Source organism: Brevundimonas fluminis (assembly GCF_003934285.1).
GTDB classification, from domain to species: domain Bacteria; phylum Pseudomonadota; class Alphaproteobacteria; order Caulobacterales; family Caulobacteraceae; genus Brevundimonas; species Brevundimonas fluminis.
The window spans coordinates 454,652-468,042 of the sequence record NZ_RQWJ01000003.1 but is presented as its reverse complement, the minus strand read 5'-3'; the positions used below and the strand labels follow the sequence as shown (position 1 = coordinate 468,042).

The following is a 13,391-nucleotide window of genomic DNA, read 5'->3' as shown; positions in this document are numbered from 1 at the left end:
ATCACGTCAGTCCCGGAGGGACACGCTCATGATGCCGCACGCCGTCGGAAGACCCTCGCGCCGACGCCCGCGGTCCGCGTGTGACCTGCGGAGGCAGGGAGTCCAGAGACGACGACGGCCGGACGTCGTCGACGTCCGGCCGCTCCTCCGTCGGCACGGGCGATCCCACCCTGCTCGACGACATCCTCGGGTGGTGAAGGCGACTAGTGCTTGTCGCGCATGGCGTCCTTTACGCCGCCGACGGTGTTCTGGACCTTGCCTTCCACCTGATCGGCGCGGCCCTCGGCCTTCAGCTTCTCGTCGCCGGTCATCTTGCCGACGGCTTCCTTGACGTTTCCGCCGGCCTGCTTGGCGGCGCCTTCGACGCGGTCATGATCGGGCATGGGGAGCTCCCTGTCTGACGGCGCCACCAAGGCGCCGCTTCGGTCACAAGAGCGCGTCGCCCGCTCTCATCGTTCCATATGGCCGTGCTTGTTCCGGTTTCTCAGCCACTTGGCCACCGCCCAGGCGTGGGCGTCGTGGCGCAGTCCGGCGACCGCCGCCTCCGGCGTCAGCCAGACCAGCTCATGATCCTCCTCGACCTTGGCCGACGGATCTTCCGCGACCACCGACGCCGTCCAGAAACCGCCGACGTTGTGCACCGGCGCGCCGTCGGACTTGCGGAACAGCTGACCGGCCTCGGCGAAGCGCTGGTCGGGCGCGACCGTCAGCCCCGTCTCCTCCACGAATTCGCGCGCAAGCGCCTCGGCCTCGGTCTCGTCGCCGTCCACCGCGCCGCCCGGCAGGTCGAAATAGCTGGCCGCGCCCCGGTCCACCCGCACGCAGGCGATCAGCCCGTCGCGTTCGACGACGCCGAAGGCCGTCGGCCGCTCCCGGTAGTCCAGACCCGGCTCGGCGTCGCCGAACTGCAGCCGGGGGGTCACAGGTCGAAGGCCAGCCGCGCGCGCACGCCCTTGTGCTCGGCGTCGAACTCCAGCGCGCTCTTCAGCCCCCCGGCCATGGCGGCGATGATCTTGCGGCCCAGTCCGGTGCCCTTGGGCTTGTCGTCCGCCGGATCGATGCCCGGGCCGTCGTCCTCGACGGTCAGGACCGCGCGGTGGCCGTCGGCCTTCTCCAGCCGCACGCGGATCTCGCCGCCCTGACCGGGGGCATAGGCGTACTTCACCGCATTGGTGACCAGTTCCGACACGATCACGCCCAGCGACACCGCCTGGTCGGTCGACACCGTCAGGGGCTCCGCCTCGAGCCTGAGGTCGGGCGAAGATCCGTCCGGTCCCAGCGACTGGCCCAACTCGTCGATGAGGCCCCGCAGATACTCGTCCAGCGCCACCGTCGCCATGTCGCCGGAGGTGTAGAGGCGGCGGTGCACGTGGGCCACGGCCTCGATCCGCACCTGCGCTTCCCGCAGGGCCCCCTTGGCCCCGGCGTCCTTCAGCTGCCGCGCCTGCAGCGAGATGAAGCTCGACACGAGCTGCAGGGAGTTGCCCACGCGGTGATTGACCTCACGCAGCATGGCTTCGGCCCGGTCGCGCGCGGCGGCCACCTCGGCCTGGGCCTGTTCGTTCTCGCGTTGCAGCCGCCGCCGGTTCAAGGCGTCGTCGACGGCGCTGCGCAACAGCGAGGTGAAGTCCTCGGACACGTCCTTGATGACGTAGTCGGCCGCTCCCGCGCGCAGGGCCGCCACCGCGAGGGACCCCTCCTGCGCCCCCGTGACGTAGACCACCGGCGGCGCGTCGGGCAGGGCGATCATCTCGGGCAGCACGTCGATGCCGTCCCTGCCCGGCATGTAGTGATCCAGGGCACACACGTCCCAGCCGCCTTCGGCCATCAGACGCAGGCCCTCGTCGCCGTCGCCCGCGCAGACGACGTCGTAGCCGTGACGGCCCAGCTCCTTCTGCACGAGCCGCGACAGGGCGCGGTCGTCGTCGACGTAGAGCAGCCTGACGGGGCGCTTCAGGTCGATCACTCGATGTCCGGGGCCTGCATCACCGACAGGAACAGGCCGAGCTGCCGGATGGCGTCGGCGAAGCTTTCGTAATCCACGGGCTTGGTGATGTAGACGTTGCAGCCCAGGTCGTAGCAGCGCTGGATCTCGACCTTGTCGTCCGTGGTCGTCAGGATCACGACCGGCGCGCGGCGCAGACGCTCGTCGCCCTTCACCTTCTGCAGGATGTCCGTTCCGGACATGTCCGGCAGGTTCAGGTCCAGCAGGATGAGCAGCGGCCCGTTCGCCTTCACCTCGTCCGAGAACAGATAGTCCAGCGCCGATCCGCCGTCCGCGAAATGGGCGATCTCGTTCGAGATGTTGGCGCGCCGGATGTTCTTCTCGATGAGCCGGGCATGGCCGTGATCGTCCTCGACCATCACGATCTTGACGGGGGTGGTCATGCGGGTTCTCCGGACGCGGTCACTGTCAGCCTTCTGGGCAATATCAGCGAAAAGGTCGAGCCCTCTCCGGCGACGCTGGTCACCTCGACGTCGCCGCCCAGCCGCCGCGCGCCGTTCCGCACGAAGGCCAGCCCCAGCCCCTCGCCGGGACGGTCCTGCTTTCCGGCGCGGCGGAAAAGCTCGAAAATCCGCTCCAGATCGCGATCGGCGATGCCCCGTCCGTTGTCGGTCACGCGGATTTCGACCATGCCGTCGGGCCGGTGCGCGCCCTCGATCCGGATGCGCCCCGGACGGCCGGGATCGAGATATTTGACGGCGTTGTCGACCAGATTGCCCAGCAGTTGCTCGACGGTCAGGCGGTCGCTCTCGATGGTCGGCAGGTCGCCGATCTCGATCTCGGCCCCCTGTGCGTCCGTCTGGTGGTGAACGGCCGCCGCCGCGCCGGACGCCAGCGTCTTCAGATCGATCTTCTCGGGATGCAGGGCCCGCCGGCCGTCGCGCGACAGGCGGAGGATGGCGTTGATCAACCGGTCCATCTTCTCGGTCGAGGCGCGGATGAAGCCGATGGCCTCAGGCACGTCCTCGCGGATCGCCGCCACCGCGTCCGGCTGGACCAGCTTCGGCGACTTCGCCTCCACCGCCGCCAATTGCGCCTCGAGCGCCTTGCCGGCCGACTGCAACTCGGAGGTGTAGCCCATCACGTTGACCAGCGGCGCCCTCAGGTCGTGGCTGACGATGTAGGCGAAGCGCTGGATTTCCTCATTGGCCCGGGTCAACGCCAGCGTCCGGTCACGCACCTGGTCCTCAAGGCCGGCGTTCAGCCGATCCAGCTCCAGCTGCTTGTGGCGCATGTCGGCGATGTAGGTTCGCAGCAACCAGAAGATGGCGATCGCCAGGCTGATGATCAGCACGCTGGAAATGCCGTTGACGACGCCGACGGTGCGCAGCCCGTTGGTCGAGGCCGAGTTGGCGGCGGCCAGACGGCGGCCGACCAGATCGTCGATGGCCCCGACGCCCGACCGAAGACGGTCCGTCAAAGCCTGCCCCTGCCCCGTCGCCATCACCCGGACGGCGTCGGTCACCCGACCGGATCGCGCCAGATCGAGCGTCACGCCCAGTTCCTGGGCCTTGTCGCGCGCCGTCGCCCTGACCTCCTCAACCAGCGGGGCGAGGTCCGCGTCCCGACTGGCCGCGGTCCCCAGCACCATCAGGGCGCGGTCCACCTCGCGCAGGCCCTCCATGGCCTCCGCTTCGCGGGCCGCCTCGCCGGTCAGCAGATAGGCCCGCTGAGCCGTTTCGGCGCTCAACACGCCGATCAGAACGGATCGCGAGGCCCTGCGGATTTCCTGAAAGGAGCGGGACAGGGCGTCCTGTTGCGCCGTCCGATCGATGATGACGAACGCGGTCACGTTCACCGCCAGTTTCAGCGCCAGCGCGATCACCAGAAGCAGGACCACCCGGCGGCCGAAGCCGGGCGTGTTCAGGAAGCGACGAAAGGCGTCGAAACGGGCGCGGAGCGTGGCGGGCATGGCGGCGGAACATCGTCGGCGCACGGCGGGAAGTCCAGTCGCCTTCAAGGTGAACCTTCGCCGAACGCCGGGATTAAGCCTATAGAACGGTGAAGGCTGGCAATCCGGGGGAGCGGCGGCATGGTTTGGTGGTGGTGGATCGTTCCGGCGATCACGGCGGTTCTGGGCGTGGTGTTCCTGTTCAGCGGCCTTGGGTCGCTGTTCCGCGGGCGCTTCATCTCGGGCGGCCTGGGCGCCGTCGGCGGCGGCGGGCTTCTGGCCGCGGCGGCGATCGCCGCCCTGCTGGGCCTCAACGTCCAGACCTACTCCCGCCTGACCTATGAGCGACCGGTCGCGACCATCCGCACCGAGCAGCTGGGTCCCCAGTATTTCGAGGCCACGATCACCCAGCCGGCCGCGGGCGAGAACGCGCAGCCCGTGGAGCGATCTTATCCTCTGCACGGCGACGAGTGGCGGCTGGAGGCGCAGGTCCTGCGCTGGAAGCCGTGGGCCAACGTGCTGGGCCTCGACACCCAGTACCGGCTCGACCGGCTGTCCGGTCGCTACCAGACCATCGAACAGGAACGCACCGCCGTGCGCAGCGTCCATGCCGTCGAGGGCGGCGCACCGGAGGTTGACCTGCCCTGGTCGCTCAGCGCCTGGGACACGGCGCGCAAATACCGTCGCTGGGTCGACGCCGTCGACACCCTGTACGGCGGCGGCGCCTTCATGCCGATGGCCGACGGCGCCGAATATGAGGTCTGGATCACCCAGTCCGGACTGATCGCGCGCCCGACCAACGCCGCGGCGCGCACCGCCTCCTCCGGCGGCTGGACCGAGGTTCGCTGAACGTCAGCTTTGGTCAGTGGCGCCCGCCTCGCGGGGCGTCAGGGTGGCGCGGTCTCAACGGGGGTTTTCGCATGCTCGCCATCGTTTTCGCCGCGTCCCTCGCCGCCGCACCCCAGGAGACGGTGACCCAGGCTCAGTACAACGAGTTCAAACGCTGTCAGGGCGAGTGGTTCGGCTTCTACCGCACCGGCGTCATGGTTTTCGGGGGTACGCAGTTCGAAGCCGACGTCCACGAGGCGGGTTACGAGCTCAACGAGCTGCTGGACCAGATCGACGACGCCTTCGCCGCGACCGGTCCTGCCGTCGACCTCAATGTGGGCTACAGTCACTATCAGCCGGGCTGGCATCGCTGGGACAACTGGCACAACCGGCCGGACGCCGAAGACGTCTATTTCGACTCCAGCCCTTTGACCGAGCAGTGCAACGCCGCCATCGCGCGCGTCGCGGCCTACGTCGACGCCCGCTGAGACGAACCTTCAGACGCTTCCGATGGTCCGCAGCCGCGCCCGCGGATGGACCTCGTTCTGGCTCATGACCGTGGTCTGGCCGCGGAAGCGTTCGATGATGGAGCGGACATAGGGTCGGATCTGCGGTCCGGTCAGCAGCACCGCCGTCTCGCCCGCCATGGCGGCGCGCTCGAAGGTGTCGCGCACCGCGCGGATGAAGTCCTGCAGGCGTGACGGCGCCATGGCCAGCTGGCGGTCCTCGCCCTGCCCCACCAGGCTCTCCGAGAACGCCTGCTCCCATTCCGGCGACAGCGTCACGATCGGCAGGGCGCCGTCGTCGCCGCGATGCTGCCAGCACAGCTGGCGCGCCAGCCGCGTCCGCACATGTTCGACCAGACCGGTCACCGACGTCGTGTGCGGCGCCGCCTCGGCCAGGCCCTCCAGGATGGAGGCCAGATCGCGGATCGACACCTTCTCCCGCAGCAGCGCCTGCAGCACGCGCTGCAGCGTCGTCACCGTGACCACCGACGGGATCAGCTCGTCGACCAGCTTCTTCTCCTCGCCCTCCAGCCCGTTCAGCAGCTTCTGGACCTCGGCATAGGACAGCAGATCGGCCATGTTCTCCTTCAGGATCTCCGTCAGGTGCGTGGTCAGCACCGTCGACGGGTCCACGATGGTGTAGCCGCGGAAGGTGGCCTCTTCCCTCAGCGCCTCGTCGATCCAGGTCGCGGGCAGGCCGAACGCCGGCTCCCGCGTGTGCTCGCCCGGCAGTTCGACCTGGCGGCCCGCGGGGTCCATGGCCAGCAGCTGGCCCAGCCGCACCTCGCCGGTACCGGCCTCCATCTCCTTGATGCGGATGGCATAGCCCTGCGTGCCCAGCCGCATGTTGTCCAGAATGCGCACCGCCGGCATGACGAACCCGTACTCCTGGGCCAGCGAACGGCGCAGGGCGCGCACCTGATCGGTCAGGCGACGTCCTTCCAGCTCGTTGATCAGCGACAGCAGCGAGTAGCCAAGCTCGATCTTCACCTCGTCGATGTTCAGGGCCGTGGAGATCGGCTCCTCCACGTCGGCCTTGGGCGAGGTCACGACGGCGTCGGCCTCCGTCGGCTTCGGCCTCAGCTTCTCGCGCCCCAGCTTCCACGCCATGAAGCCCGCGCCGATCGACAGGGCCGCGAACGGGATCAGCGGCATGCCCGGGATCAGGCCGATCAGGCCCGCGGCGCCGGACACCACGCCCAGGGACACCGGGTTGGTGGCCAGTTGCTGCACCAGCGCCTTGTCGGCGGAGCCCTCGACGCCCGCCTTGGACACCAGGAAACCCGCGGCGATCGACACGATCAGGGCCGGAACCTGGGTCACCAGACCGTCGCCGACCGTCAGCAGGACATAGCTGTTGGCCGCGTCGCCCGCGGCCATGCTGTGCGAAAGCACGCCGATCAGAACGCCGCCGATGGCGTTGATGGCGGTGATGATCAGGCCGGCCACGGCGTCGCCGCGCACGAATTTGGACGCGCCGTCCATGGCCCCGAAGAAGGTCGACTCCTGCTCCAGCTCCTTGCGGCGCAGCTTGGCCTGCTCCTCGTCGATCAGGCCGGACGACAGGTCGGCGTCGATCGCCATCTGCTTGCCGGGCATGGAGTCCAGGGTGAAGCGCGCCGACACCTCGGCGATGCGGGTCGAGCCCTTGGTGATGACGACGAAGTTCACCACGAGCAGGATCACGAAGATGATGATGCCGATGATGAAGCTGCCGCCCATCATCAGGCTGCCGAAGGCCTGGATGACCTGACCTGCGCTGGCCGTGCCCTCGTGGCCGTGGCTCAGGATCAGGCGGGTCGAGGCCAGGTTCAGCCCCAGTCGGAACAGCGTCGAGACCAGCAGCACTGTCGGGAAGATGGCGAAGTCCAGCGGCTTCTTCATCAGAAGCGCCGTCATCAGGATCAGCACGCTGGAAACCAGCGAGATGGCCAGCAGCAGATCCAGCAGGAAGCTGGGGATCGGCAGGATCAGCAGCATGACGATGCCGATGACGCCCATCGCCATGAAGACTTCGCCGCGCATCAGCCAGCCGCGCATGTCCCGGCCGGTGGGCCGCGCCATGCCGTCGCGCATCAGGGTGGCGTCGCTCATGCGCGACCCAGCTCGGCCAGCGCCAGACGCGTCGCCTCGGCGATCACCGCCTCGTTCCGCTCGGGAGCCGCCTCACCCGCGCCGTGGTTATAGGCGGCGACGATCACGGGAGCGCCCGTCGGCGGATACAGCACGCCGATGTCGTTGGTCGGACCATAGCCGCCGGTGCCGGTCTTGTGCGCCACGGTCCAGCCGGCGGGCACTCCGGCCTTGATCCGCGCCTGCCCGGTCGGCGTGTCGATCATCCAGCGCAGCAGCTTCTCCTTGTGCGGCGCGCTGAGCGGCGTGTCGCCGTCGATCAGCAGACGCTTCAGGTTCGCGGCCGAGCTCAGCGGCTTGATCGTGTCCTTGTCGCCGTCCAGCCGGTTCATCTCGGGTTCGTAGCGGTCGACCGTCGTGTCCGCGTCCCCGATGCCGCGGTAGAAGGCGCGCATCGCGTCGATGCCGCCGTTGGCCTTGAGCAGCAGGTTGGCCGCCGGGTTGTCGCTGACCTCGACCGTGCCCTTCATCAGGGCCTCGACGCTCAGCGCGTCCCCGATGGCGGGCTCGGTCACCGGCGCGTGGTTGACCATGTCCGCCCGCGTGACCGGGATCATCCGGTCGAGACGCTCCTCGCCCGCCTGGACGCGCAGGAAGGTCGCGGCGGCCAGGAACATCTTGAAGGTCGAGCAATAGACGAACCGCTCGTCGCCCCGCCACGCCAGCAACCGGCCGCTGTCCAGGTCCTGCGCGACGAAGCCGAGTCGTCCGCCGTCGCGCGCTTCGAGCGCGGAGAGGTCGAAGACTTCCGGCGAACGCGTCGTCGAAGCGGCGGTCGCTCGACCCTCCGTGGCGCGCGAACATGCGGTGAGCCCCAGGGCCGACAGGCCGGTCAGGACGCTTCTGCGGTCCATGGCGAAGCGCTCCTTCAGGCCGCGTAGCCGGACATGGCCACGCCCGACTGCGGCGCCGGGATGGCCGTTCCCTCGTCGGCATATTCGTTCAGCTTGTTGCGGAGCGTCCGGATCGAGATGCCGAGGATGTTGGCCGCGTGCGTCCGGTTGCCGAGGCAGTGGGTCAGGGTGTCGAGGATCAGCGCCTTCTCCATCTGCGCCACCGTCTGGCCGACGTGGGCCCGGCTCACCGCGTCCGCCGTCTGCGCCGCGCGCCCGGCGGGACCGGCGTCGTACGTGGAGCCCGTCAGCGGCTGGCCGTCCGGCAGGCGGATGGCCTCGACGTCGATCTCCGGGCCGGCCGCCAGCAGCACCGCGCGGTGCATGGCGTTCTCCAGTTCGCGCACGTTGCCGGTCCAGCGGTGACCGGCGATGGCGCGGCGCGCGGCCTCGCCGATCGGCCGCACCGGCACGCCGTTGGCGGCGGCGTACTTCTTCACGAAGTGGTCGGCGAGGGCGATCACGTCGGCGGGCCGCTCGCGCAGCGCCGGCAGCTTCAGGTTCACCACGTTCAGCCGGTACAGCAGGTCCTCGCGGAACGTGCCCTCGGCCACCGACCGGGTCAGGTCCCTGTTCGAGGTGGCGATGATGCGGATGTTGACCGGCACCGGCTTGCCGCCGCCGACGCGGTCGATGACCCGCTCCTGGATCGCGCGCAGCAGCTTGGCCTGCAGGCGCACGTCCATCTCCGAGATTTCGTCCAGCAGAAGGGTGCCGCCGTCAGCCTCCTCGAACTTGCCGATGCGCCGCGCGACCGCGCCGGTGAAGGCGCCCTTCTCGTGCCCGAACAGCTCGGATTCCAGCAGATTGTCGGGGATGGCCGCGCAGTTGACGCTGATGAAGGGCCGCTCGGCGCGCTTGGACTTCTGGTGCAGATAGCGCGCCATCACCTCCTTGCCGACGCCGCTTTCGCCGGTGATCAGGATCGAAGCTTCCGAGCGCGCCACCTGGTCGGCCAGCTGGATCACGGCCTTCATCGCCGGATCGGCGGAGATCATGGGCCGCTCGTCGTCGGCCACCGCCGACAGCACCGCAGCGATCAGGTCCGCCTCGGGCGGCAGGGGGATGAACTCCTTGGCCCCGGCGCGGATGGCCGCCGCCGCCTCGGTCGGGCCGGCGTCGACGCCGCAGGCCACCACCGGAACATGGATGCGCTCGGCCTCGTTGGCGGCGATCAGGGCGGCGATGTCGATGCGCCAGTCGACCATCAGCAGGTCCGCGCCCTGGCCCCGGCGCAGCTGCTCCGTCGCCTGGTCCCCGCGCTCGACGTGCTGGACCTTGGCCCCGTGGGCCATGGCCATCTTCACCGCCGTGGCGAGCTGTCCGCTCAGTCTGCCGACCACCAGAAGCCGCATGGGTCGTCCTCCCTAAACTTTCACGTGCGGTCGCCGATCAGGCGCCCGCGTCCTCGGTCTTGATGATTTCGGTCATGGTCACGCCCAGCCGGTCCTCGACGACGACGACCTCCCCGCGCGCGACCAGCCGGTTGTTGACGAAGATGTCGATGGCCTCGCCGACCTTGCGGTCCAGTTCCAGCACCGAGCCGGCGTTCAGCTTGAGGAGCTGGGCCACCGACATGTGGGACTTGCCCAGCACGGCGGCGATGTTCACCGGCACGTCGAACACGGGCGCCAGATCGGCCGCCGACTTGTCGCGGGCATCCTCGCCGGCGGTCAGGGCCGTGCCTTCCGGAAACTCTTCAAGGGGCAGGTCGGCGGCCATGGTCAGGCTCCCAGATCGATCGGTTCGGCGTGCCCGGCCTCGGCGGCCAGGGCGGAGTTCAGGGCGTCGGCCATACGGCGCGCGGCCCCGTCCGGATCATATTCGGCGCGGCCGTCGGCCCAGCTCAGCTCGAAGGCGGCGGGCGGCATCGACGGATCGTCGCGGAAGGCCACGGCCCCCGCGTGTCCGGCCTGCGCGCAGGCGTCCTCGATCAGGCGGCGCGTCTCGTCGTCCAGCCCGGCGGCGCGCACCGTCAGCCGGCCCTGCGCCTCGATCTCGCGTCCCAGCGCCTCGATCGCCGCCGTCACGGCGCCGGCCGGAAATCGCTCCAGCGCCGTCGACGCCAGCACGCGCCCGCAGGACAGGGCCAGTCCGGCCGATTCCTCGCGATGACGCTGCGCCACCTCCGACAGCGCGGCCACGCCGCGCGCGACGCCGTCGGCGATCACGGTCAGGGCCGCGGCGCGCCGTCCCTCGACTTCGGCCAGGGCCTGCGCCCGGGCGTCCGCGGCGGCCTGGGCCACCAACGCCTCCACCTCCGCCGGCAGGTAGGCACGCCGGGCCGGACGCCGGTCGGCGGCCCGCAACACGCGGCCGTCCTCGGCGAACTCCTGGTCGAACACGAAGGGTCGGGCGGCGTTCATGTCAGTAGATCAACTCGTCGTCGCCGCCCTGGCCGGCCAGCATGATCTCGCCCTTGGCGGCCAGATCCTTGGCCACCTGGACCATGGTCATCTGGGCCTGGTCGACGTCCTTCAGACGCACCGGCCCCATGCCCTCCATGTCCTCGCGCATGATCTTGGCGGCGCGCTCCGACATGTTGGAGAAGAACAGCTCGCGCAGGCTTTCCGACGCGCCCTTCATGGCCAGTCCCAGCTGGTCCTTGTCGACGGCGCGCAGCAGGGTCTGGATGCCGCCCGGGTCCAGCTTGGCCAGATCCTCGAACACGAACATCAGGGCGCGGATGCGCTCGGCCGCCTCGCGGTTGCGCTCTTCAAGCGCGCCGATGAAGCGCGCCTCGGTCTGGCGATCGAAGCTGTTGAAGATGTCGGCCATCATCTCATGGCTGTCGCGCTTCGACGTCCGCGCGAGGTTCGACATGAATTCGGTCCGCAGCGTCTGCTCGATCTTGTCCAGGATCTCCCGCTGAACCGGCTCCATGCGCAGCATCCGCTGCACGCACTCCAGGGCGAAGTCCTCGGGCAGGGCCGTCAGGACCCGGCTCGCGTGTTCCGGCTTGATCTTTGACAGGACCACCGCGACGGTCTGCGGGTATTCGTTCTTCAGGTAGTTGGCGAGAACGGCCTCGTTCACGTTCGCCAGCTTGTCCCACATGGTCCGGCCGGCGGGGCCGCGGATCTCCTCCATCATCCCCTCGACCCGGTCGGGGGGCATGAAGGCGCTGAGCAGCTTCTGGGTCTGCTCGAAGCTGCCCAGGACCGCGCCCGAGCCGCTCATGCCGGAGACGAACTCCACCAGCAGTTCCTCGACCACCTGGGAGGAGACGGTGCCGAGCGTGGCCATGGCCTGCGAGATTTCCTTGATCTCGTCTTCGTCCAGCCCCTGCCACAGCCGCACGTGATCCTCGCCCAGCGACAGCAGGACCACCGCGGCCTTTTCGGGCCCGGTCAGCTTCCGGGCGTCCTCGACCGCCGCCTTCTTGGTGACGAGCCGGGCCATCAGCCCTCATGCACCCAGCTGCGGAGGATCGAGGTCGATTCCTCCGGGTGCTTCTCGACGAAGTCGGCCACCTTCTTCACGGAAGAGGCCTTCACCTGTCCCTCGATGCGGGCGATGTCGAGCCGCTGCTCCATCTCGCTCGGGCCGGTCAGCTGCGCCACCGCGCCGCCGCCCATGCCGGCGGGCATGGTCTGGATCTGCGTCACCTGCGGCCCGCCCGGACCGGCGCCCGCCAGCGCAGGCATCCCCGCCGCCGAGGCTCCCCCGCCGCCCGTCGCCGCCCTCAGCAGCGGACGCAGCACGAAGAAGATCAGAAGGATGCCGGTGATCAGAAGGATCAGCAGTTCGACGCCGCGCATGACGTCGTTCTTGCCGAAATCGAACATGCCGTCGCCGCCTTCGGTCCCGCCGCCGGGCAGGGCGGCGCGGTCGAAGCGGACGTTGGTCACCTCCAGCTTGTCCCCGCGGGCCTCGTCGATGCCGACGGCGGCGGCGACCAGCGCCTTGATCTGGGCGATCTCCTCCGGCGTGCGCGGCGCATAGGTCGGCTCGGCCCCGCTCGCGCCCGGCGTCCACTTGCCGTCGACGGCCACCGCGACCGCCAGGCGGCGGACCTCGCCCGGCTCCTTCACCGTCGTCGTCGTGGTGTTCGAGATCTCGTAGTTGATGGTCTCCGAAGTGTCCTGCTGCGTCGACCCGACCGTCGCGGCGGCCGGCCCCTCACCGCCCGGGATGTTCTCCGTCGCGGTGGCGCCCCCAAGGGACTGGGCCGAGGTGTCCTGCGCCGTCGAGCCGTTGGTCGCGGTCGAGCGCACCACCTGACCGTCAGGGTCGTAGCGCAGCTCCTGCGTCGTCTGGCGGCTGTGGTCGATCTCGGCGGTGACCTGCACGCGTGCCGCGCCCGGCCCGACCACGCCCTCGACGATGTCCATGACCCGCGCCTGCAGCTGACGCTCCGTGCCCGTCTTGGCCTGCTCGGCAGCGGCGCCGAAGCCGTCGTCCTCGCCGCCTGCGGCCAGGGTGCGGTTCATGTCGTCGACCACGGTGACGCGGTTCGGCTTCATGTTCGGCACGGCCGAGGCGACCAGATTGCGGATCGCCCGCACGTTCTCGGCGGTCATCTCTCGTCCGCCCAGACCGACGACGACCGAGGCCGTCGGCTCGGCCGCCTGCGCCTGGAACAGCGCCCGCTCCGGCAGGGCGATGCGCACCCGCGCCATCGACACCCCGCGCAGGGACATGATGTCCCGCGCCAGCTCGCCTTCCAGCGCCCGCTTGGCGTTCAGGTTCTGCTGGAACTCCGTCTGTCCCAGCACCGACTGCTCGTCGAAGATCTCGTAGCCGACCGAGCCCTGGGTCACCAGGCCCTTGCCGGCCAGCAACATGCGCGCCGTGCCGACCTCGTCGCGGCTGACGAAGATGGTCGAGCCGTCGCCCTTGGACGAGTATTTGATGCCGGCGCTGTCCAGCGCCGTCGTGATCTCCGACGCCTCGCGCAGGTCGAGGTTGGAGTACAGCAGGGCGTCGGGCGCCTGGCCGATGCGCAGCATCACCGCCACCAGCACCGCCGTCACGCCCGCCGCCACGCCCAGAACGGCCGCCAGGCGACCGATCCCGAATCTCTGCACCGCCGCCGAGAAGCCGCCCACGCGCACCCGCCCTGAAACACCGGCGGGACATCCGAACGCGCCCGCTAGGCAGAAACTGCCGGGACCGTGGTAAATGCGGCGTTA

At 69.5% G+C, this 13,391-nt stretch carries 14 protein-coding genes; 2 read left to right on the top strand and 12 right to left on the bottom strand.

The features are described from left to right. Positions 1–203 precede the first annotated feature (203 nt). The 5 genes from EFJ44_RS07240 to EFJ44_RS07220 form a co-directional block, all read right to left on the bottom strand. On the bottom strand, positions 204–383 hold the full coding sequence (locus EFJ44_RS07240) for a CsbD family protein (RefSeq protein WP_125256524.1): 180 nt from the start codon (positions 381–383) through the stop codon (positions 204–206). A gap of 66 nt (positions 384–449) precedes the next feature. Then, on the bottom strand, positions 450–923 hold the full coding sequence (locus EFJ44_RS07235) for an NUDIX domain-containing protein (protein WP_125256523.1): 474 nt from the start codon (positions 921–923) through the stop codon (positions 450–452). Continuing rightward, complete coding sequence (locus EFJ44_RS07230; RefSeq protein WP_125256522.1) at positions 920–1,966, bottom strand: sensor histidine kinase; 1,047 nt, start codon at positions 1,964–1,966, stop codon at positions 920–922. The genes EFJ44_RS07235 and EFJ44_RS07230 overlap by 4 nt, the downstream gene beginning before the upstream one ends. Next, complete coding sequence (locus EFJ44_RS07225) at positions 1,963–2,388, bottom strand: response regulator (RefSeq protein ID WP_125256521.1); 426 nt, start codon at positions 2,386–2,388, stop codon at positions 1,963–1,965. The genes EFJ44_RS07230 and EFJ44_RS07225 overlap by 4 nt, the downstream gene beginning before the upstream one ends. Then, positions 2,385–3,917 carry a sensor histidine kinase gene (locus EFJ44_RS07220; protein WP_125256520.1) on the bottom strand — a complete coding sequence of 511 codons (1,533 nt, stop codon included), beginning with the start codon at positions 3,915–3,917 and terminating at the stop codon, positions 2,385–2,387. Before EFJ44_RS07220 ends, EFJ44_RS07225 begins: the two co-directional genes overlap by 4 nt. 120 nt (positions 3,918–4,037) lie before the next feature. Here EFJ44_RS07220 and EFJ44_RS07215 point away from each other — a divergent pair, with 120 nt between their 5' ends. Then, positions 4,038–4,745: a hypothetical protein gene (locus EFJ44_RS07215; RefSeq protein WP_125256519.1), complete on the top strand. Its 708-nt coding sequence runs from the start codon at positions 4,038–4,040 to the stop codon at positions 4,743–4,745. A gap of 71 nt (positions 4,746–4,816) precedes the next feature. Then, the gene (locus tag EFJ44_RS07210; RefSeq protein ID WP_125256518.1) at positions 4,817–5,212 is read left to right on the top strand and encodes a hypothetical protein; all 396 of its coding nucleotides are present in this window, start codon (positions 4,817–4,819) and stop codon (positions 5,210–5,212) included. Between the two features lie 9 nt (positions 5,213–5,221). Here EFJ44_RS07210 and flhA read toward each other — a convergent pair whose 3' ends face one another. Genes flhA through fliF form a run of 7 tightly spaced genes read right to left on the bottom strand, consistent with a single transcriptional unit; the run spans position 5,222 to position 13,307 of the window. Further along, positions 5,222–7,306 carry a flagellar biosynthesis protein FlhA gene (gene flhA / locus EFJ44_RS07205; RefSeq protein ID WP_420897384.1) on the bottom strand — a complete coding sequence of 695 codons (2,085 nt, stop codon included), beginning with the start codon at positions 7,304–7,306 and terminating at the stop codon, positions 5,222–5,224. A 14-nt stretch (positions 7,307–7,320) separates the two neighbouring features. Beyond that, entirely contained in the window at positions 7,321–8,217 is an 897-nt protein-coding gene (bla, locus tag EFJ44_RS07200; protein ID WP_125256516.1) for a class A beta-lactamase, read from the bottom strand. 14 nt (positions 8,218–8,231) lie between these two features. Next, positions 8,232–9,611: a sigma-54-dependent transcriptional regulator FlbD gene (flbD, locus tag EFJ44_RS07195; protein ID WP_125256515.1), complete on the bottom strand. Its 1,380-nt coding sequence runs from the start codon at positions 9,609–9,611 to the stop codon at positions 8,232–8,234. A gap of 37 nt (positions 9,612–9,648) precedes the next feature. Next, a complete protein-coding gene (gene fliN, locus EFJ44_RS07190; protein ID WP_125256514.1) occupies positions 9,649–9,978 on the bottom strand; it encodes a flagellar motor switch protein FliN in 330 nt (109 codons plus the stop codon). 2 nt (positions 9,979–9,980) lie between these two features. Then, positions 9,981–10,622, bottom strand: a complete 642-nt coding sequence (locus EFJ44_RS07185) for a FliH/SctL family protein (RefSeq protein WP_125256513.1) — start codon at positions 10,620–10,622, stop codon at positions 9,981–9,983. Position 10,623: 1 nt separating this feature from the next. Continuing rightward, the gene (gene fliG / locus EFJ44_RS07180; RefSeq protein WP_125256512.1) at positions 10,624–11,658 is read right to left on the bottom strand and encodes a flagellar motor switch protein FliG; all 1,035 of its coding nucleotides are present in this window, start codon (positions 11,656–11,658) and stop codon (positions 10,624–10,626) included. After that, positions 11,658–13,307: a flagellar basal-body MS-ring/collar protein FliF gene (gene fliF, locus EFJ44_RS07175; protein WP_125256831.1), complete on the bottom strand. Its 1,650-nt coding sequence runs from the start codon at positions 13,305–13,307 to the stop codon at positions 11,658–11,660. Before fliF ends, fliG begins: the two co-directional genes overlap by 1 nt. Positions 13,308–13,391: the final 84 nt, after the last annotated feature.